The sequence below is a fragment of the uncultured Cellulomonas sp. genome (genome assembly GCF_963527515.1).
Classification (GTDB): domain Bacteria; phylum Actinomycetota; class Actinomycetes; order Actinomycetales; family Cellulomonadaceae; genus Cellulomonas.
This window is the reverse complement of record NZ_CAURTV010000067.1, coordinates 1-20,162: the sequence shown is the minus strand read 5'-3', so window position 1 is coordinate 20,162 and position 20,162 is coordinate 1. Positions and strand designations below refer to the sequence as shown.

The following is a 20,162-nucleotide window of genomic DNA, read 5'->3' as shown; positions in this document are numbered from 1 at the left end:
CCGCCGTGCTGGGGACGGTGCGCTGGGCCAGCGCCAGCCGCATCGGCTCCAGCAGCAGCTCCCCCGCGTCCGCCAGCTCGCCGCCGACCACGAGCAGCTCGGGGTCGAACAGGTTGCACACGCTCGCCGCCGCGATGCCGAGGTGGCGGCCGGCGTCGCCGATGACCCGGCGGCAGCCGGCGTCGCCCGCCTCCGCCCGGGCGATGACGTCCCGCAGCGTGAGGTTGCCGTGGCTCGGCCGCAGCATCTCGAGCAGGACCGGGGCGCCCACGTACATCTCCAGGCAGCCGCGGTTGCCGCAGCGGCACACCGGTCCCTGGTCGTCGATCGTGGTGTGGCCGATCTCGCCCGCGGCCCCGACGCGGCCGTGGAACACCTCGCCGCCCAGCACCAGGCCGCCGCCGACGCCGTGCGAGGCCCGCACGTAGACCACGTGCTGCCTGCCGCGGGCGGCGCCGAGCCGGACCTCGGCGAGCGCGCCGAGGTTGGCGTCGTTGTCGATGTACACCGGCAGGCCCAGCCGCTCACCCAGCATCTCGGGCACCGGCGCACCGTCCCAGCCGCGCAGCATCCCGAGGGAGGACAGCTGTCCGGTCCGCACGTCGACCGGCGCGGGGACGCCGACGCCGACGGCGAGCACCTCGGACAGTGCGGCGTCCACGGAGTCGACCATCTCGGTGAGCAGCAGCGCGGCGCGCTCGAGCCCCTGGTCGGCGCGGTGATCGGGAGGCAGCGGCATGCGCTGCTCGGCGACGATGCGGTGCGCCACGTCGGACAGCGCCACGCGCAGCGAGCGGGTGCCGAAGTGCATGCCGGCGACGAGGCCGAGGTTGCGCGCGAGCGTGACCTGCTGGGCGCGCCGGCCGCTGCGGGAGGTGGGGGCGGTGTGCAGGACGCCGGCGGTCGTCAGCTCTTTGACGATGTTGGACACGGTGGCCGGGGACAGCCCGGTGACGCCGGCCAGCTCGACCTGCGTGAGCGAGCCACGCTGCTGGACGGCGCTGACGATCCGCGCCCGGTTGGCTTCACGCAGTGAAGTCTGCGAGCCCGGTGTGACCCGGTCATTGCCCACCGGCGAAGGATACACACGGCGCCGTGCCGGGCTCCGCGGCCGGAGCGCACCCGCGCGTCCACGGACGACGACCCCCCGCCAACATCGCAGCCGACCTGCGGGGACGCCGCGGTGGGGGCACAGATGCGGACGCTTCGGACGACTCCGGCACCCGATGGCTCCGAAGGGTGAACGTCAGATCACGATTCGGCCACTCATTCGTTCATTTCTTGACTTCAATGGAGCCCGGCGATGAGATGTGACCGGATCGGACGAGGCGCACCGTAGAGCCTGGCTCCGATCGTCCGGCGGACGGTCCCCCACCGTCGGGCGAGCACACCACCGGCCGTGGGGACGACCCCGGCCAGCACCACCCACATCCACGGCAAAGAAGGCGTAGGAGTCACATGCGTACAGCACGCAAGTTCACCGCCATGGCCGCAGGTCTCGCCGTCGCCAGCCTCGCGCTGGCCGCGTGCAGCTCCGGCGGCAGCGGCGACGACGCGACGGAGGGCACCGGCAGCGACGAGGTCGAGGTCTTCACCTGGTGGGCCAGCGGGTCCGAGAAGCTCGGCCTCGACGCCCTGGTCGGCGTCTTCGACACCCAGAACCCGGACGTCACGTTCGTCAACGGCGCCGTCGCCGGTGGCGCCGGCTCCGCGGCGAAGGACCTGCTGCAGTCCCGCCTGCAGGCCAACGACCCGCCGGACACGTTCCAGGCCCACGCGGGCGCGGAGCTGACCGACTACATCAACGCCGGCCAGGTCGAGGACGTCTCGGGCCTGTACGACGAGTTCGGCCTGCGCGACGCCTTCCCGGCCGACCTGGTCGAGCGCCTCACCGTCGACGGCAAGATCTACTCGATCCCGTCGAACATCCACCGCGCGAACGTCGTCTGGGCCAACACCTCGGTGCTCACGGACTCGGGTCTGGACCCGGCCGCGACGTACGACACGATCGACGACTGGTTCGTCGCGCTCGACGCCGTCAAGGAGAAGACGGGCCGCACGCCGCTGTCGGTGGCGACCACGTGGACCCAGGTCAACCTGCTCGAGACCATCCTGCTGGCCGACCTCGGGGCGGAGGGCTACAACGGCCTCTGGGACGGCTCGACCGCATGGGACGGCGCCGAGGTGACCGAGGCGCTCGCCGACTTCGAGAAGCTCATCAGCTACACCAACGAGGACCGTGACGGCCTCGACTGGCCCGACGCGACCCAGCAGGTCATCGACGGCAACGCGGCGTTCAACGTCATGGGCGACTGGGCTGTCGCGGCGTTCGAGGAGGCCGGCAAGAAGGCCCCGGCCGACTACGTCTACATGCCGGTCCCCGGCACCGACGGCGTGTTCGACTTCCTCGCCGACTCCTTCACGCTGCCCGTCGGTGCCCCGCACCCGGACGGCGCCAAGGCGTGGCTCAAGACGATCGGGTCGCTCGAGGGCCAGGTCGCGTTCAACAAGGCGAAGGGCTCCATCCCCGCCCGCAACGACGCGACGCCCGGCGACTTCTCGGAGTACCAGCAGTCGGCGATGACGTCGTTCGGCCAGGACACCATCGTGTCGTCGCTGGCGCACGGTGCAGCGGCCCCGGCCGCCTGGGCCAACGCGATCTCGGACGCCACCAGCAAGTTCACCACCGGTGGCGGCGACCTCGCCGGCTTCCAGGCCGAGCTCGCAGCGGCCGCCGAGGCCAACGCAGGCTGACCGGCACGTACGGCACGTCCCCCGTCCCGACCCTGGAGCCCAGGGTCGGGACGGGCCCGTGCGCAGCGCACCGTCCGACCCGTCCGAACGCTCGTCACGACTCCAGGAGGCACTCGTGCCCCGACAGATCCGTCAGTGGGGGCCTCCCCTCCTGCTCATCTCGCCGACCTTGATCCTGCTCGGCGTCTTCGTCTACGGCCTCCTCGGGGTCAACGCGAACACCTCGCTCCAGGACATCCACAACTCCTCGCAGGCGAACGGCAAGGCGCCCGTCAGCTTCGTCGGCCTGGAGAACTACCTCACGCTCTTCGGGTCCGACTCGTTCCAGCACTCGCTGCGCAACCTCGCCCTGTACACCGTCGTCTTCCTGGCCGGCACGATGATCTTCGGCTTCCTGTGGGCCTGGCTGCTGGACCGCCCCGTGCGGTTCGAGGGGGTCTTCCGCTCCATCTACCTGTTCCCGATGGCGGTGTCGTTCGTCGCGTCAGGCGTGGTGTGGCGCTGGCTGCTCAACTCCAACCAGGGCGAGAACGCCTCTGGCCTGAACCGGCTGTTCCAGATGATCGGCCTGCCGTTCCTGCAGAACAACTGGTGGAACAACGTCGACGTCGGCATCGCCGCCATCGCGATCCCCGCGATCTGGCAGCTGTCGGGGTACGTCATGGCCCTGTTCCTCGCCGGCTTCCGGGGCATCCCGGAGGAGCTGCGCGAGGCGTCACAGATCGACGGCGCCAGCAGCTGGCAGACCTACCGGCACGTGATCTTCCCGCAGCTGAGCCCCGTCGCCCTGTCCGCGGTGATCATCGTCGGCCACATGTCGCTCAAGGCGTTCGACCTGATCATGTCGATCTCGAAGCCGGCCAACTACCAGACCAAGGTGCCGGCCATCGACATGTACGTGTTCAAGTCGAGCTTCGACTACTCGAACGCGGCCGCGGTCGGCGCGATCCTGCTCGTCATCGTCGCGCTGCTCATCGTCCCGTACCTGGTGCACCTCAACCGGACGGAGAAGCACTGATGACCACCGTCACGCCCGCGGAGCTCACCGCTCCCCTCGGCCGCCCGGCCGCGCCCCCCGCGGCACCGAGCAGCAGCCGGTTCTCCCGAGGCCGCACCGCCAAGTACGCGCTGCTCATCTTCTTCACGCTCATCGTCCTGATCCCGGTCTACGTGCTCGTCGTGACCAGCTTCAAGGGGCTGGGCGACGCCACCCCGGCGCGCGCCTGGAACCTGCCGCAGGTGTGGACCACGGAGAACTGGAGCGCCGCCTGGACGGCCCTGTCGCCGTCGCTGTGGCGCACCTTCCAGATGGTGATCCCGGCCGCGATCATCTCCTCGTTCCTCGGGTCGATGAACGGCTTCGTGCTGGCGCGCTGGCGCTTCAAGGGTGCGGACCTCGTCTTCACCCTGATCCTGTTCGGGATGTTCATCCCGTACCAGGCCGTGATGATCCCTCTGCTGCAGCTCATGCTCGGCGCCGGCATCCCCTCGGGTGTGCCGTCCCTGATCATCCTGCACGTGATCTACGGCCTGCCGATCACGACGCTGATCTTCCGCAACTACTACATGTCCGTCCCGGAGGAGCTGGTCGAGGCCGCCCGCGTGGACGGTGCGGGGATGCTGCGGACCTACTGGTCGGTGGTCCTGCCGATCTCGATCCCGAGCTTCGTCGTGGTGCTCATCTGGCAGTTCACCTCGGCCTGGAACGACTTCCTCTTCGCGGTGTTCTTCTCCTCCAGCCAGAACGGCCCGGTCACCCTGGCCCTGAACAACCTGGCCAACGGCGCCCTGCTCACCAACTACGGCATCTCGATGGCGGGCGCCCTGCTCGCGTCGCTGCCCACGCTGCTGGTGTACGTCCTGCTGGGCAAGTACTTCATCGGCGGTCTCATGTCCGGGTCGGTCAAGGGCTGACGCCCTGGCACGACCACCTGCCGCGGTCTCCGCAACCCGGCACGGCGAGGGGCCCGCGACCGTCACTGGTCGCGGGCCCCTCGTCCGTCAGCGCTTGCCGCCGCCCAGCAGGCCGCCCAGGATGCTCCCGATGTCGATCCCGCCGGCGGAGCCCCCGGAGGAGCCCCCGCCGAGCATCCCGCCCAGCACACCGCCGAGCCCCCCGCCCGACGAGCCCCCGCCGCCGAGCACACCCCCGAGCAGGTCGCCCAGGCCACCACCGGAGGCGCCGCTCTCCTGCTCCGCCGCCGAGGACCCCGACCGTCCCGCCAGCTGCTTGGCCAGGAACGCCATGACGATCGGCGCCAGCAGAGGGAGCACCTTGGCGATGATGGACTGGTCGGGCGTGCGCGAGTCGGAGCCGAGCGCCGCCACCACCTGGTCCTGGTTCGGGCCGAACACGTTGCGCACGATCTTGGCGCCGTCGTCGGTGTCGACCCGGTCGAGGTCGACGCCGCCCGCGACGAGCGCCGGGTCCTTGGTCCCGAGCGCCCGCGAGAGCGACGCCGCGCCCGCTGGGTCCTGCGCGTTCGCCTGGATCCCGCCGAGCAGCGCGGGCAGGGCCGCGGCGACGGCGCTGCTCGCGGTCGCAGTGTCCACCCCGAGCCTGGCGGCGAGCTGGTCGATCGGGATCGCCGCTGTGAGGTCGTCGACGGCTGCCACGGCTGCCTCCTCCTTGAGGGCCGGACCCGCGGGGACGCGGGCTGCGCGGCCACGTGCGGTGCACCCGCACACGCCCTCACCGTAGGGGGAGGCCCCTGCGGTGCGCACCCGCGGGCGCGACGAGGGGGCAGGACCGGCGCCGGTCCAGCCCCCTCGTCGCCTCAGGTGGTCAGCGCCACCAGTGCCACCAGCCGCCGTGCCCGCGGTCCGCCTTCTCCACCAGCACCGCGACCGTGCGCGGCGGCACGGTCACCGAGCCGGTGGCCTTGTCCCACGTGGTGGCCTTGACCACCGGGTCGCTCCCCGTCGCCTGGACGGAGGACAGTGCGAGCCTGTGCCCGCTCAGCGACGGGACCGTCTGGGTCGTCGCCTCGTCGGACGCGTTGACCACGACCAGGACGCCGTCCAGCTTCTTGTCCACGTCCTTGACCCAGCGCCGCGTGGCGGAGTCCCAGCCGGGCTCGTCGTCGATCGCCATGACGACCACGCCGGGGTCGGCGTCGGCGCCGGAGCCCGGGAACGTGACCTTCTGCTCGATCAGGTCGGCGGAGCCGAGCCGGAACAGCGGCGTCGAGAACCGCAGCCGCAGCAGGTCGTCGGCGGCCGCGGAGGCCGTCGCGATGTCCGCCGGAGCCGGCTTGAGCGCCGGGTCGGCCAGCAGGGGCTGCTGGACCGGCCACTTGGCCTCGTTGTCGGGCGCCGGCGGCAGACCGCGGCCGAAGCCGTTGTCCTGGCCGGACAGGTCGAGCAGGTTGAACCAGTCGCCCGAGTTGTAGCTGTTGCGGTCCAGCGACTTGCTGCGGAGCAGGTCGGCGCCCGCGTGCCAGAACGAGGGCGTCTGGGCCAGGGCAGTCGTCGCCAGGGAGACCGTGTTCATCCGCACGCGGTCCGCCATCGGGGTGTCCGTCGGCAGCTTGTAGGTGAGCGAGTCCCACAGGGTCTCGTTGTCGTGGGCGTCGACGTAGGTGATGACCTCCTCCGGGGAGTCGGCGTAGCCCGCCGGCTGACCGTTGTAGTCCAGCTCCTCCCCCGTCTGGACGGTGCCTGCGCTGGTGAGGAACGAGAAGTCGCGCAGGTTGCCGGCCAGGCCGAGGCGGACGAGGTCGGCGTCGTGCGCCGCCCTGGCCAGCTGGTCGGCCTCCGTGCCGTTGATCGGGTCACCGTTCGGGTCGGTGGCGCCGCCCGAGCCGAAGCCCTGGATGCGGGGGTTCTCGTCGAACGGTCCCCCGCCGCGCACGGCGTCGCGCAGGCGGTCGGAGAAGGTTCCGATGCCCGTCCCGCCCAGCTGACCCTGCGTGGCCTGCCTGAACAGCGCGTTGTCCGCCACCTCGCCGAAGTTCCAGCCCTCGCCGTAGAGGTAGACCCGCTTCCCGTCCACCCCGTCCTTGCGCGGGGTCAGCGCATCCAGCGCGTCGCGGACGGCCTGCATGTTCTCCACCGAGTGGTGCCCCATGAGGTCGAACCGGAACCCGTCGACCTTGTAGTCGCGGGCCCACGTGACCACCGAGTCGACCATGGCCTTCTGCGCCATCACGTGCTCGGTCGCGATGTTCTGGCAGCACGTCGAGGTCTCCACCGACCCCGTCGCGTTGAGCCGGTGGTAGTAGCCGGGCACGACGCGGTCGAGGATGGACTGCGGCGCCTGGCCGCTCGCCGCGGTGTGGTTGAACACCTGGTCGAGCACCACCTGGAGCCCGTCGGCGTGCAGCGCACCCACCATCGTGCGGAACTCCGCGACCCGCGCACCCCCCTCGGCGTCGACCGCGTAAGACCCCTCGGGTGCGGACCAGTGCAGCGGGTCGTAGCCCCAGTTGAAGCCGTCGGTGTCCGCCACCGCGGTGACGCACGCCTGCTGCTCGGTGGAGTCCGGCGGGAACGACGCCAGGTCGCAGTCCGGGGTCTGCTGCAGCGCGCGGTCCTCCTGGATCGAGGCGATGTCGAACGTCGGCAGCAGGTGCACCGTGGTCAGCCCCGCGTCCTCGAGCTCCCGCAGGTGCGTGCGGCCCGCGCCGTTCGTCGCGAAGGCCAGGTACGTGCCCCGCTGTGCTGCCGGCACCGTCTCGTCACTGATCGAGAAGTCCCGCACGTGCAGCTCGTAGATCGTCTGGTCCACGGGCCGCACCACCGGCTGCGTCGCCTTCTCCCACTGGCGCGGGCGGAAGGCCTTGTCGGCCAGGTCCACGAGCACCGAGTGCGTCGAGTTGAGCGTGAGCGCCACCGAGTACGGGTCGGTCACGCGGTTGACCTCGACCTTGTCGGTCGTCGGCGCGTACACCGTGACCTCCCAGAGGTACCGGGCGCCCGTCCACGCCGTCGTCCCGGCCACCGTCCAGGAGCCGTCGTCCTGCGGGGTCGCGGCGACCCGCTCCGGCTCGGCGGCGAGGTCACCGGTCCACAGGAGCAGGTCGACGTCCTGGGCGGTCGGGGCCCAGACGGCGAGCGACGGGGCACCCTTGCGCCAGGTCGCCCCGAGCCTGCGGTCCTCGGCCTGTGCGGCATAGAGGTCGTCCAGCACACCCGGGACCTGCACCCCGGTGGCCGCCTGGTACGTGCCGTCCGCTGCCGCCTGGGTGACCAGCAGCGCCCCCCGCAGCAGCTCGGCGACCGGCGTCCCGTCGGGGACGCGGAGCGCGAGGTAACCGCCGAGCGCCGGGAAGCGCTCGAGCTGGGCGGCCGTGAGCCCGTCCGGGTCGTAGGTGAGCACCACCGGCTCGCCGTCGCCCAGGTCGTCCACGGACAGGCCGCCCGTGGGCGAGCCGTGCAGGAGGAACTCGCTCGCCGCGGGGTCGGTCGCCCACCCGGCGGGCCAGGCGATGGTCGTCGCGTCGATCCAATGCGCCCGATCCTCGCCCGTGCCGGGCAGCGACGGCTCGGCCGTCCCGATGGTCAGGACGTGCGTGGCCAGCACATAGCTGAACGTCACGGGCTCCCCGCCCGGCACGGTGAACGGGATGTTCGCCCCGCCCGGGGCGCCACCGGCGCCGTAGTTCTCGGTCCAGCCGCGGTCGTGCGCGACCTTGCCCTCGTAGGCGCCGGCGGGCAGCGTGTCGGTGGTGAACGTGAAGGTCCCGTCACCGTCCGGGTCCTGCAGCCAGGTGGCCATGCACCACGGCTCCCAGTCGGCGGCGCAGCCCAGCTCGCTGTTGTGCGAGCCCGGCACCGTGTAGATCCCGCCCTGCGCCGTCGACGTGAAGTTGTGCGTCGTCGGGTCGTAGAAGAACGTCACCGGGCCGGCCGTCGTCACGGTGTAGGTGACGTTCGGTCCGTCCTGCACGCCGCCCGCGCCGTAGTTCTCGGTCCAGGCGCGGTCGAGGGCGACCTTGTACTCGTACGTGCCGACCGGCAGCGTGAAGGTGCCGAACCAGACGCCGTCGGTCCCGCGGGTCAGCTGGGCCTGGTCGCAGGCGGGCTGCCAGTCGGCCGCGCAGCCCATCTCGCTGTTGTGGCTGCCCGGCACCGACACGGCTGTCGGGCCGGCCGGCGGCTCGGGGACCACCCCGTCGACGGCGACGCCCACGCTGCCGAACGTCGACGCGGCGGAGCGCTGCCCGGCGGCGTCGACGGACACCGCGCGGTACTCGACCAGGGTGCCGTCCGGCAGGTCACCGATCGTGTGGAACACCCGCGGGGACGTGGTCTCCGCGGTGCCCAGCGGCGTCCACGTGTCGGCGCCGAGCACCCGGTACGCGAACGAGGTCTGGCTCCAGACGTCGTCGGCGACGTCGGCCGAGACGGGGGCCTCCCCGGTGACGGCCGCTCCGGCCGACGGGACGGTGAGGGCGATCTCCCCGGCGGCGGCCGGCGCCGCGACGGGGGTCCCGGCGCGCAGCACGATCGCGCCCAGCGCGGGCACCGTCACGCTGACGGTCCCGTCGGTGGCGGCCGTCACGGTCGTCGCCGTCCCGTACAGGGCCGCGAAGGTCGCCCCCGGCGTCAGCGTGTCGACCGTGACCGTCGCCGGGGCGGTGGAGTTGTTCGTCGCCACCAGGTGCTCGATCTTCTCGTCCGCGTCGACGCGGGAGAAGGCGTAGACCGCCTCGTCGGCGTAGCGCTCGATCTGCGCGCCGGTCTGCAGGGCCGGGTGGGCGCTGCGCAGGGCGGCCAGCTCGGCGACGTGGTCGTACAGCACCGAGTCCGTGTCGAACCGGTCCACCGAGCCCGCCACCGTGCCGTCCAGCAGCGTCTCGTTGGCGTACTGCGCCACCTGCGTGGCGAACATCGACTGGCGGGCGTCCTTGTCGCCGCCCGCGCCCGCGAAGCCCTGCTCGTCGCCGTAGTACACGACGGGCTGCCCGCGCGTGAGGTACATGAGCGAGTGGGCGAGCGCGGAGCGCTGCTGCGGGTCGTCCTCACCGCGCAGGAAGTACCCGATCCGCCCCATGTCGTGGTTGCCGAGGAACGTGGGCAGGGCCTGGGCGTTGGTGGAGGGCGTGGTGTACCGGTCGTCGCCGGCGAACAGGGCCGTCAGCCCGTCACCCGAGGAGCCGCCCGCGTAGCTGCTGGCGGCAGACTGGAACGTGAAGTCGAGGACCGCGTTCATGTCGCTGTCGCGCAGGTACGGGGAGAGCTTGGCCGGGTCGGCGTCGTACACCTCGCCGAACATGAAGAAGTCCTCGTTGCCGACCGCGGCGGCGTGGTCCCGCACGGCGGTGGTGAACGTCTCCCAGAACTCGAAGTTCACGTGCTTGGCGGTGTCGATGCGGAAGCCGTCGATGCCCAGGTCCACCCAGCCGTTGTAGACGTCCACGAAGCCGTCGACCACCGCCGGGTTCTCCGTCATGAGGTCGTCCAGCCCGGAGAAGTCGCCGTACGTCGTCGACTCACCGCTGTAGGTCGAGTTCCCGCGGTTGTGGTAGAGCGTCGGGTCGTTCAGCCAGGCCGGGACCTTGGCGTCCGCGTCCGCCGGGTCGATCACCGGGGTGTACGGGAAGCTGGTCGCGGCGTCTGTCGCCGGGAACGTGTCGGTGCCCGCGTAGGTGTCCGGGTCGAACTCCGTGCCGGCGGCGTCGGTGTACGGGCTGGTGGCCTTGTCGACGTAGCCGTACTGGCCCTCCGCGTAGTCGATGACGTCCGCGGTGTGGTTGGTGATGATGTCGAAGTAGACCTTGATGCCGCGCGCGTGGGCGTCGGCGATCAGCGCCTCCAGCTCGGCGTTGGTGCCCAGGTGGGGGTCGATCTGCGTGAAGTCGGTGATCCAGTACCCGTGGTACCCGGCGGACGCGTCGGCGCCCGTGCCCTGCACCGCGCGGTTCTTGAACGAGGGGGTCAGCCAGATGGCCGTCGTGCCGAGGCCCTCGATGTAGTCGAGCTGGCTGTGCAAGCCGGCCAGGTCGCCGCCCTGGTAGAAGCCCTTGTCCGTGGGGTCGAACCCGGTGGCCAGCCGGTCGCCCGCCAGCCCGCCGGTGTCGTTCGCGTCGTCGCCGTCCGCGAACCGGTCGGTCATGACGAAGTAGAACTGCTGGTTCGCGCCGGGGTCCCGCACGGGGGTGGCGACGAGGGCGTCGTCCGCCGGCGTGTAGCCCGCGCCCAGGTCCAGCAGGGTCACCGCGATGCGGTGCGTCGCGTCGTCGTAGGTGAACCGGAGACTGGTCGGCCCCTCGACGACCAGCGGCGCGTTGTCGCCGCCACCGTCCCTGCCGTACGCCTCGTCCCAGCTGTCGTCGATCGCGACCTTGTACTCGTAAGCGCCCGCCGGGACCGTGAAGTCGGCCGAGTACACGCCCGGCGCGGCCGTGAGGGCGAGCTCGGTCTGGGCGCAGTCGGGCGCCCAGTCTGCGGCGCAGCCGAGCTCGCTCTGCAGGCTGCCGACGAGGGCGGCGGTGCGGTCGGCCGCTGCGGCTGGCGTCCCGACGGCGGCGACCAGCCCGACGCCCGCGACCGCGGCGGCGGTCAGCGCGGCGAGGGCACGGGACAGGGGACGGACGGGGGCGTCGGCGGGCGACATGGCGACTCCTTCGTCTCCCCGCACGTCGATGTGCGAGGCAGGTGTCGCTGACCGTATCCGCTTGCAGCAAGTTGCAGCAAGAGATTCAGACAATTGTGCGTCACCAGGACGGACCAGACGCTCACGGCACGGCGAACAAGCCCGAGGTCACGCCGGCGGACCGCCGGGCGGCACTCATGGCTTGCTCGACGCGCGGAGCTCCGTCAGGCGCGCGGACAGCAGTCCCTCGTCCGCGTCGACCTCCACCAGCTTGTCGCGGCTGGTCGCGCCGGACACCAGCCGGACCTGTCGCGGCCGCAACCCGAGGGCCTTCGCGAGCGCGTCGAGCGCGGCCTGCGTCGCGGCGCCGTCGACCGCACGGGCGCTCACCGCGACCACCAGCCGGTCCGCGTGCGTGCCGCCGACCGCGGTGCGGGACGCCCCGGGCCGCACCCGGATCGCGATCCTCACCTGCGGCGCGCCACGAGCCGGCCGGGTGGTCGTCGCGCACGCCGGAACCACGCGATGCCGATCCCCACCAGCACGACGCCGACCAGCGCGAACGGCCACGGGCTCGACTGCGCGACACAGTCGGACGCGCCCGTGACGCCGCCTGCGCAGTACTGGCCCGGTCCGCGCCGGTTCATCCACGCCAGAGCGAACGGCAGCGCGGCCAGACCCGTGACGATGCCGATGTGCGCCGGTCGCGGGCCCTGGGCGACGACCAGCACCCCGGCCACGGCCAGCAGGGCGAGCGCCCCGAGCAGGCCAGCGGGTCCGACGGCCATGCCGAGGCCGAAGCCCGCCCCGATCGCGGCGCCGAGCGCCACCCAGCCGAGGAAGGCCCCGACGCCCGTCCCCGAGCGCGGGACGGCGACCTCCTCGGCCCACACGTCAGAGCAGGCCCAGCGCCTGCACGGCGTCGCGCTCCTCGACCAGCTCCGCGACGGACGCGTCGATGCGGCCGCGCGAGAACTCGTCGATGTCGAGACCCTGCACGATCTGCCAGCTGCCACCGTCGGACGTCACGGGGAACGAGGAGATCAGCCCCTCGGGCACCCCGTACGAGCCGTCCGAGACGATGCCCGCCGAGGTCCAGTCCCCCGCGGGCGTGCCGTGCACCCAGGTGTGCACGTGGTCGATGGCCGCGTTGGCCGCCGAGGCCGCCGACGACGCCCCGCGCGCCTCGATGATCGCCGCACCGCGCTTGGCCACGGTGGGGATGAACGTCTCCCGCACCCAGGCGTCGTCGCCGACCACCTCGAGCGCCGGGCGGCCGCCGACCGTCGCGTGGGACAGGTCCGGGTACTGCGTCGCGGAGTGGTTGCCCCAGATGGTCAGGCGGGCGATGTCGGCGACCTTGGCGCCGGTCTTGCTCGCCAGCTGGGAGACCGCACGGTTGTGGTCCAGGCGCGTCATCGCGGTGAACCGCTCGCGCGGCACGTCGGGCGCGTGCGACGCCGCGATGTACGCGTTGGTGTTGGCCGGGTTGCCCACCACCAGGACGCGGACGTCGTCGGCGGCACCGGCGTTGATCGCCTCGCCCTGCGGCTTGAAGATGCCTCCGTTGGCCGAGAGCAGGTCGCCGCGCTCCATGCCCGCGGTGCGCGGCCGGGCGCCGACGAGCAGGGCCACGTTGACCCCGTCGAACGCGGCCGTGGCGTCGTCGTAGATCTCGACGCCGTCCAGCGTGCTGAACGCGCAGTCGTCGAGCTCCATCGCGGTGCCCTCGGCCGCTTTGACCGCCTGCGGGATCTCGAGCAGGCGCAGGCGGACCGGGGTGTCGGGGCCCAGCAGCTGGCCGGACGCGATGCGGAAGAGCAGCGCGTAGCCGATCTGGCCGGCGGCTCCGGTGACGGTCACGGTGACGGGCGAGCTGGCCACGGAACGGGCTCCTTCGGTCGACGACGGCGGCGCCCTCACGCTACCCCGGGGACGACGGACGGCGCCCACCGCAGGGGTCGACGCCGTCCGTGAACTGCGAGGTCAGGCGAGCTTGGCCGCCAGGTTGGCGTCGAGCGTCGCCAGGAACTCCTCGGTGGTCTGCCACGCCTGGTCCGGACCGACCAGCGACGCGAGGTCCTTGGTCATGGCGCCCGACTCGACGGTCTCGACCACGACCTGCTCGAGCGTCTCGGCGAACTGGGTGACCTCGGGGGTGCCGTCGAGCTTGCCGCGGTGCTTGAGGCCACCGGTCCACGCGAAGATCGACGCGATCGGGTTGGTGGAGGTCGGCTTGCCGGCCTGGTGCTGGCGGTAGTGGCGCGTCACGGTGCCGTGCGCGGCCTCGGCCTCGACGGTCTTGCCGTCCGGCGTCATGAGCACCGAGGTCATGAGGCCCAGCGAGCCGAAGCCCTGTGCGACCGTGTCGGACTGCACGTCACCGTCGTAGTTCTTGCACGCCCAGACGTAGCCGCCCTCCCACTTCATGGCCGCCGCGACCATGTCGTCGATGAGGCGGTGCTCGTAGGTGAGGCCGGCGGCTGCGAAGTCCGCCGCGTACTCGGCGTCGAACACCTCCTGGAAGATGTCCTTGAACGAGCCGTCGTAGGCCTTGAGGATCGTGTTCTTCGTCGACAGGTACACGGGGTAGCCGCGCTGCAGGCCGTAGGCGAACGAGGCGCGCGCGAAGTCCCGGATCGAGTCGTTGAAGTTGTACATGCCCATGGCCACGCCGCCGCCGTCGGGGTACGTGACGACCTGCTGCTGGATCGGCTCCGAGCCGTCCGCGGGCGCGAACGTCATGGTCAGCGTGCCGGCGCCGGGGACCTTGAAGTTGGTCGCGCGGTACTGGTCGCCGAACGCGTGGCGGCCGATGATGATCGGCTTGTTCCAGCCCGGCACCAGGCGCGGGATGTTGCTGATGATGATCGGCTCGCGGAAGACGACACCGCCGAGGATGTTGCGGATGGTGCCGTTGGGCGACACCCACATCTTCTTCAGGCCGAACTCCTCGACGCGGGCCTCGTCGGGCGTGATCGTGGCGCACTTGACGCCGACGCCGTGCTCCTTGATGGCGTTCGCCGCGTCGATGGTCACCTGGTCGTCGGTGGCGTCACGGTTCTGGATCGACAGGTCGTAGTAGCGCAGGTCGATGTCGAGGTACGGGTGGATCAGGCGGTCCTTGATGAACTGCCAGATGATGCGCGTCATCTCGTCGCCGTCGAGCTCGACGACCGGTCCGACTACCTTGATCTTCGCCATGCGGGGATCTCCTGTGCTGGGGACGGGTGGGGGCACGGCACGATGGAGCGTCTGCCGGCGCGGGTCCGCGGACAAGATTACTCGACGTCGAGAGATCCGCGTGGGTCGTCGCGCGTACCTCGTTCCCGGCTCGTTTGCCGTGACCGGACTGCCCGGTACTGGCATGCTGGCCCCCGACACGGGCACCGCGTCGTCGCGGCCGCACAGCCGGCCGTGGCAGGCTCCGCGCGCACCCGCTCAGCACCCACGCTCTCTCACGACAGGATCGACATGTCACAGGACAACCCCGACAAGGCCGCCGAGACCGCCGCCGGAACGCCCGCGCCCGAGGAGGCGTCGGCCGCTGCCGCTGCCGACGACGTCGCCGCCGAGCCGACCCCGGCGCCCGAGCCGCTCCTCGAGGCGCCCGACGAGGACGACCTCGAGGACGTCGACGCCTACGTCATCCCCGCCGGCTCCGTCGTGGTGACCGGCCCCGGCCTGGTCGCTCGGCTCGGCGCGGAGGCGTTCGGCACGTTCGCCCTCGTGCTGGTGGGTCTCGGCATCGCCCTCTACGCCGGCGTCAGCCAGGTCGGCTCCCTCGCGGTCGGCCTCGGGTTCGGCATCGCGGTCGTCGCCGCGATCATCGCGGTCGGCCACGTCTCGGGCGGCCACTTCAACCCGGCGGTGACCCTGGGCGCGGCCATCGGCGGACGCACGGCGTGGAAGGACGTCCTGCCGTACTGGCTCGCGCAGCTGGTCGGCGGCATCCTCGCCGCGGCGGTGCTCTTCATCACCATCCCCAAGGCCCTGCCCGGCCTGATCACCCAGACCGAGGGCGCCACGGCGAAGTCGTTCTTCTCCAGCGTGGCCAACGGCTTCGGCGAGCACTCCCCCCTGTCCACCCTCTCGGGCGGCCAGGTCGAGTTCTCGCTGGTCGTCGCGCTCCTCGTGGAGATCGTCGCGACCGCCGTGTTCGTCGGCATCGTCCTGGGCGCCACGGACCGCCGGGCGGCCCACGTGCAGGCACCGTTCGCCATCGGTCTCTCGCTCGCCGTGCTGCTCCTCGTGGCGACGCCGATCACCAACGGCTCGCTCAACCCGGCCCGCTCGTCGGCGGCCGCGATCTTCTCCGAGGGCTGGGCCGTCGGCCAGCTGTGGCTGTTCTGGGTCGCGCCGCTGGTCGGCGCCGCCCTGGCCGGCCTGGTCTACCGCGCGTTCGCCACCGAGCCGGTCGAGGACAACCTGCTCGAGGAGGACGACGCGTACGTGACCACGGACGACGTCCTCGTGGTCTCGGAGCGCTGACCCGCACCACCGCGCACGCAGCGACGCCCGGGGCCGTTCGGCTCCGGGCGTCGCCTGCGTCCGGCGACGCGTCAGCGCGGCAGGATCTGCGCGAGAACCACCAGGCCGAGGCTCGAGCACGCGAGCACGGCGACGTCGAGCGCCTTGGCGCGCACGGTCAGCGCGACCGGCCCGGACGGCAGCACGGCACGGACCACCGCACCCGCCAGCGTGACCGACGCGAGCACGAAGACGCCCGGCCGGGTGCCGACGACGACCGCGACCACGGTGGCGACGACGATGCCGGTGCTCGTCCACCACAGCGACACGTTCCGGGCGGCGTCGAGCGACGCACGGGCGATGGCGCGGGGGTCGAGCGGCGCCTCCTCGACCGGGATGGGACCGGTGGTGGGCGCCGGGGGCTCGGGAACGGTGTGGGTGGGCCGGGCGGGGTCCGGGTGAGCAGCATCGGCGCGGCGTACCTCGGCTGCCCCGCTCATGCGCTCCGTCACCCTCTCGCTCGTGCCTCTCGACGGGAGACTACCGTTGCGTGGTGACCTCCCGGACCGGCGACGAGCACCCGGACACCCCTGTTCCGCACGACGTGCTGGTGGTCGGAGCAGGTCTCGCGGCGACGCAGACGGTCGCGGGGCTGCGTGAGCGGGGGTTCGACGGGCGCGTGGTCGTGCTCGGCGGGGAGGGGATCGCGCCCTACGACCGGCCGCCGCTGTCCAAGCACCTGCTCGACCGTCGGACCCCGACGTGGCTCACGGACGAGATCGGCGCCGACCTGCTCGCCCTGGCGGACGAGGTGCACCTGGGCACCCCCGCGCGCAGCCTGTCCCTGTCCGGGGCGCAGCCCGAGGTGCTGACCGACGACGGCCCGTTCAGCGCCGACGCCGTCGTGCTCGCCACCGGGGCGCACGCCGTCCGGCCGGTCGACTGGGAGGCGGCGCTCACCCTGCACACCGCCGCCGACGCCGAGCACCTGCGGGCCGCCCTGGTGCCGGGGACCAGGCTCGTCATCATCGGCGCGGGCTGGATCGGCGCCGAGGTGGCGGGGGTCGCCGCCGCGGCGGGGGTCGACGTCGTCGTGGTGGAGGCGGCGGGGGCGCCCCTCATGGCCGCGCTCGGACCCACCGTCGGGGAGCTGACCAGCCCCTGGTACGCGGCCGCCGGGGTCCGGCTGATGACCGGTGAGCACGTGGTCGAGGTGGGCGCCAACGGCGTCGGGCTGGCGGACGGCAAGCTCGTCGCCGCCGACGTGGTGCTCGCCGCGGTGGGCGCACGCCCGACCACGGACTGGCTGGCCGGCGCCCTCCCCCGCGAGGACGACGGCTCGTTGCGGGTCGACGAGCAGCACGCGGTGATCGGCGCTCCCCGCACCGTCCGGGCGGTCGGCGACGTCGCGCTGCGTCGCTCCCCGCGACACGGGTGGGTGCCCGGAGGCCACTGGGACGGGGCCCTGCGCGGGCCGGCTGCCCTGGTCGCGGACCTGCTGGGTGTCCCCGACGCGGTCCCTGCCGACGTCGCCCCGTACGTCTTTTCCACCCAGCTGGGGCACGAGCTCGCGCTGTTCGGCCACCCCCGCACCGACGACGAGGTGGTGCTGCGCGGCAACCCGGCGGACGGGCAGGGCTGGGCTGCCCTGTGGTTCCGGCACGGCTCCGAGCAGGTCGGCGCGATCCTCACGGTCGACCGCCCCCGGGACGTCGGCGCCGCGCGCCGGCTGTTCACCGCCGCGGGGCTGCCCCGGCTCGACCGCGCGCTGGCGCACGACCCGGGGCGACCCCTGCGGGAGGCTGTGCTGGTCTGAGCCCTCGCGCTCAGTGCGCGAAGTGGCGCGTGCCTGTGAGGTAGAGGGTCACGCCGGCGGACTGCGCCGCGGCGACGACCTCCTCGTCCCGCACCGACCCGCCCGGCTGCACGATCGCGCGGACGCCGGCGTCGATGAGCACCTGTGCACCGTCGGCGAACGGGAAGAACGCGTCGGAGGCCGCGACGGCGCCGCGCGCCCGCTCGACGTCCCCCGCGTTCGCGCGCTCGACAGCGAGCCGGCAGGAGTCCACCCGGTTCACCTGCCCCATCCCGACGCCGACCGAGGCGCCGGCGTCGGCGAGCAGGATCGCGTTCGACTTCACGGCGCGCACGGCCCGCCACGCGAACGCCAGGTCCGCCAGGGTGGCGTCGTCGGCCGCCGCGCCCGCCGCGAGCGTCCAGCCCGAGGGGTCGTCGCCGGGGGCGTCCACCTGGTCGAGCTCCTGCACCAGCAGGCCGCCGCTCACGGCACGGCGCTCCGTGCGGGCACCGTCCACGGGCGTCACCTGCAGGAGACGGATGTTCTTCTTGCGGCGCAGGATCTCGAGCGCCTCGGGCTCGAAGGCGGGGGCGACGACGACCTCGGTGAACACGGGCGCGATCTGCTCCGCCGCCGCCGCCGTCAGGGTCCCGTTGGTGGCGATGACGCCGCCGAACGCCGACACCGGGTCGCAGGCGTGGGCCTTCGCGTGGGCGTCGGCCACGTCCGTGCCGACCGCGATGCCGCACGGGTTGGCGTGCTTGATGATCGCCACGGCCGGGTCGGTGTGGTCGTGCGCGGCACGCCAGGCGGCGTCGGCGTCGACGTAGTTGTTGTAGCTCATCGCCTTGCCGTGCAGCTGCTGCGCCCCCGCCAGACCGCGGCCGGCCGACCCGTCGGGGGTCAGGTAGAGGGCCGCCTGCTGGTGGGGGTTCTCGCCGTAGCGCAGCACCTCGCCGCGCACCCAGGCGGTGCCGGTGAACGCGGGGAAGCCGGACTCGACGGCGGCCTCGTCCGGGGCGTACTCGGCGGCGAACCAGCCGGCCACGGCGGCGTCGTACGCGGCGGTGTGCGCGAACGCGTCGGCGGCGAGCAGTCGGCGGGCAGCCAGCGTGAAGCCCCCGGCGCCGACGGCGGCCACGACCTCGTCGTAGCGAGCGGGGTCCACGACGACGGCCACGCTCGGGTGGTTCTTGGCCGCGGCGCGGACCATCGACGGGCCGCCGATGTCGATCTGCTCGACGCACTCGTCCGGCCCGGCGCCCGACGCGACCGTGGCGGTGAACGGGTACAGGTTCACCACGACCAGCTCGAACGGCGCGATGCCCAGCTCCTCGAGCTGCGCCAGGTGCTCCGGACGCCGCGTGTCCGCCAGCACCCCCGCGTGCACGCGGGGGTGCAGCGTCTTGACGCGACCGTCGAGGCACTCGGGGAACCCGGTCAGGTCCTCGACCGGGGTGACCGGCACCCCGGTCGCGGCGATCGTCGCCGCGGTGGAGCCCGTGGAGACGAGCTCGACGCCCCCGGCGTGCAGGGCCGCGGCCAACTCGGTCAGGCCGGTCTTGTCGTAGACGCTGACGAGGGCGCGACGTACGGGTCGCTGGAAGGTGTTCTCGGACATGGCGCTCCCGGGGTGTGCAGGGTCGGCTAGGGCGGACCCATGCACCCAGGCGGGCGGTGCGTGGCGGGGCACTGCGGCCGCTCCCCGGTGGTTGCACCCACCTGCGCCAGTCACGACCGCGGCCGAGTCTAGCGCCCGTCAGCCGACGGTCGCGTGCCGCCCGTCGACGCGCAGACCGTCGCGGGCGATGCGGCCGACCCACTCGACCAGCAGCGTGCGCTCCACGGCCTTGATGCGCTCGTGCAGCGTGGCCTCGTCGTCGTCGGGCTCCACCCGGACGGTCGCCTGGGCGATGATCGGCCCGGTGTCCACGCCCTCGTCGACCACCATCACCGTGCAGCCGGTGACCTTCACCCCGTAGGCGAGCGCGTCCCGCACACCATGGGCGCCCGGGAACGAGGGCAGCAGCGCGGGATGGGTGTTGACGATCCGGCCGCCGAACCGCCCCAGGAAGCTCGCCCCGAACAGCTTCATGAACCCGGCCAGGACGACGACGTCCGGGGAGAACACCGCGACGGTCTCGGTGATCGCCGCGTCCCAGGCCGCGCGGTCGTCGAAGTCCTTGAGCGCCACCACGGCCGTGGGGATGCCCGCCGCGCGCGCGATGTCCAGCGCCCGGATCCCGCTGCGGTCGGCGACCACCGCGACGACGCACGCACCGTAGGCGGGGTCCTCGTGCGCGGTCAGCAGCGCCGCCAGGTTCGAGCCCGTGCCGGAGACGAGGACGACGAGCCGGCCCGAGTCGCGGGTGGCCGGCGAGGGGCGATGGGGCGTCTCGTGCGTCACGGGCCGACCCTACCGGCGGGGGTGCCGGGCGGACCGCGCCGTCCCGTGCGCGAGAATGTGGGGGTGAGCAACCCCTACGCGCCCCCCGGGGACCGCCCGCGCGCGCCGGACGGCGACCCGACGGACGCACCACGGCCTCACGACGGACCCTCCTGGCCGCCGCCCATGCCCCGCCCCGCGGCCCCGGTCGCGCC

At 72.6% G+C, this 20,162-nt stretch carries 15 protein-coding genes and 1 riboswitch; of the genes, 5 read left to right on the top strand and 10 right to left on the bottom strand.

All coding sequences use genetic code 11. The features are described 5' to 3' along the window. Positions 1-1,072 (bottom strand): ROK family transcriptional regulator (locus RYN42_RS14190; protein WP_315097171.1); only part of this gene is annotated, 1,072 nt, incomplete at its 3' end. Between the two features lie 386 nt (positions 1,073-1,458). Here RYN42_RS14190 and RYN42_RS14185 point away from each other — a divergent pair. From RYN42_RS14185 to RYN42_RS14175, 3 genes are all read left to right on the top strand, one after another. Further along, positions 1,459-2,754 carry an ABC transporter substrate-binding protein gene (locus RYN42_RS14185; protein ID WP_315097169.1) on the top strand — a complete coding sequence of 432 codons (1,296 nt, stop codon included), beginning with the start codon at positions 1,459-1,461 and terminating at the stop codon, positions 2,752-2,754. Positions 2,755-2,869: 115 nt separating this feature from the next. After that, positions 2,870-3,772 (top strand): sugar ABC transporter permease, encoded by a 903-nt coding sequence (locus RYN42_RS14180; protein ID WP_315097167.1) that lies wholly within the window; start codon positions 2,870-2,872, stop codon positions 3,770-3,772. Next, positions 3,772-4,668: a carbohydrate ABC transporter permease gene (locus RYN42_RS14175; protein ID WP_315097165.1), complete on the top strand. Its 897-nt coding sequence runs from the start codon at positions 3,772-3,774 to the stop codon at positions 4,666-4,668. Before RYN42_RS14180 ends, RYN42_RS14175 begins: the two co-directional genes overlap by 1 nt. A gap of 87 nt (positions 4,669-4,755) precedes the next feature. Here RYN42_RS14175 and RYN42_RS14170 read toward each other — a convergent pair whose 3' ends face one another. The 6 genes from RYN42_RS14170 to RYN42_RS14145 all read right to left on the bottom strand — a co-directional run bounded on the left by RYN42_RS14170 (position 4,756) and on the right by RYN42_RS14145 (position 14,497). Further along, entirely contained in the window at positions 4,756-5,370 is a 615-nt protein-coding gene (locus tag RYN42_RS14170; RefSeq protein WP_315097163.1) for a DUF937 domain-containing protein, read from the bottom strand. A 169-nt stretch (positions 5,371-5,539) separates the two neighbouring features. Further along, positions 5,540-11,314, bottom strand: coding sequence for a pullulanase-type alpha-1,6-glucosidase (pulA, locus tag RYN42_RS14165; RefSeq protein ID WP_315097161.1), 5,775 nt, complete (start codon positions 11,312-11,314; stop codon positions 5,540-5,542). Between the two features lie 174 nt (positions 11,315-11,488). Next, positions 11,489-11,764 (bottom strand): DUF167 domain-containing protein, encoded by a 276-nt coding sequence (locus RYN42_RS14160; protein ID WP_315097159.1) that lies wholly within the window; start codon positions 11,762-11,764, stop codon positions 11,489-11,491. Continuing rightward, positions 11,761-12,186 carry a hypothetical protein gene (locus tag RYN42_RS14155; protein WP_315097158.1) on the bottom strand — a complete coding sequence of 142 codons (426 nt, stop codon included), beginning with the start codon at positions 12,184-12,186 and terminating at the stop codon, positions 11,761-11,763. The genes RYN42_RS14160 and RYN42_RS14155 overlap by 4 nt, the downstream gene beginning before the upstream one ends. 1 nt (position 12,187) lies before the next feature. Next, positions 12,188-13,177, bottom strand: a complete 990-nt coding sequence (locus tag RYN42_RS14150; RefSeq protein ID WP_315097156.1) for a malate dehydrogenase — start codon at positions 13,175-13,177, stop codon at positions 12,188-12,190. 102 nt (positions 13,178-13,279) lie between these two features. Continuing rightward, entirely contained in the window at positions 13,280-14,497 is a 1,218-nt protein-coding gene (locus RYN42_RS14145) for an NADP-dependent isocitrate dehydrogenase (RefSeq protein ID WP_315097154.1), read from the bottom strand. 270 nt (positions 14,498-14,767) lie between these two features. Here RYN42_RS14145 and RYN42_RS14140 point away from each other — a divergent pair, with 270 nt between their 5' ends. After that, positions 14,768-15,784: an aquaporin gene (locus RYN42_RS14140; RefSeq protein ID WP_315097153.1), complete on the top strand. Its 1,017-nt coding sequence runs from the start codon at positions 14,768-14,770 to the stop codon at positions 15,782-15,784. 71 nt (positions 15,785-15,855) lie between these two features. Here the strand turns inward: RYN42_RS14140 and RYN42_RS14135 are convergent, their stop codons facing one another. Then, positions 15,856-16,263 (bottom strand): DUF3017 domain-containing protein, encoded by a 408-nt coding sequence (locus RYN42_RS14135; protein WP_315097152.1) that lies wholly within the window; start codon positions 16,261-16,263, stop codon positions 15,856-15,858. 53 nt (positions 16,264-16,316) lie between these two features. Between RYN42_RS14135 and RYN42_RS14130 the strand changes: the two genes are divergently transcribed. Beyond that, complete coding sequence (locus RYN42_RS14130) at positions 16,317-17,579, top strand: FAD-dependent oxidoreductase (protein ID WP_315097150.1); 1,263 nt, start codon at positions 16,317-16,319, stop codon at positions 17,577-17,579. A 10-nt stretch (positions 17,580-17,589) separates the two neighbouring features. Here the strand turns inward: RYN42_RS14130 and purH are convergent, their stop codons facing one another. Next, on the bottom strand, positions 17,590-19,182 hold the full coding sequence (purH, locus tag RYN42_RS14125; protein WP_315097148.1) for a bifunctional phosphoribosylaminoimidazolecarboxamide formyltransferase/IMP cyclohydrolase: 1,593 nt from the start codon (positions 19,180-19,182) through the stop codon (positions 17,590-17,592). A gap of 36 nt (positions 19,183-19,218) precedes the next feature. Further along, a riboswitch (ZMP/ZTP riboswitch) is annotated at positions 19,219-19,306 on the bottom strand. A gap of 14 nt (positions 19,307-19,320) precedes the next feature. After that, entirely contained in the window at positions 19,321-19,968 is a 648-nt protein-coding gene (purN, locus tag RYN42_RS14120) for a phosphoribosylglycinamide formyltransferase (protein WP_315097146.1), read from the bottom strand. Positions 19,969-20,162 lie beyond the last annotated feature (194 nt).

Bases quoted from the DNA above. Each gene is read 5' to 3' on its own strand.
- RYN42_RS14140 (WP_315097153.1), top strand. From the start codon at position 14,768: ATGTCACAGGACAACCCCGACAAGGCCGCCGAGACCGCCGCCGGAACG.
- RYN42_RS14185 (WP_315097169.1), top strand. From the start codon at position 1,459: ATGCGTACAGCACGCAAGTTCACCGCCATGGCCGCAGGTCTCGCCGTC.
- RYN42_RS14145 (WP_315097154.1), bottom strand. From the start codon at position 14,497: ATGGCGAAGATCAAGGTAGTCGGACCGGTCGTCGAGCTCGACGGCGAC.
- RYN42_RS14135 (WP_315097152.1), bottom strand. From the start codon at position 16,263: ATGAGCGGGGCAGCCGAGGTACGCCGCGCCGATGCTGCTCACCCGGAC.
- RYN42_RS14175 (WP_315097165.1), top strand. From the start codon at position 3,772: ATGACCACCGTCACGCCCGCGGAGCTCACCGCTCCCCTCGGCCGCCCG.
- pulA (WP_315097161.1), bottom strand. From the start codon at position 11,314: ATGTCGCCCGCCGACGCCCCCGTCCGTCCCCTGTCCCGTGCCCTCGCC.
- purH (WP_315097148.1), bottom strand. From the start codon at position 19,182: ATGTCCGAGAACACCTTCCAGCGACCCGTACGTCGCGCCCTCGTCAGC.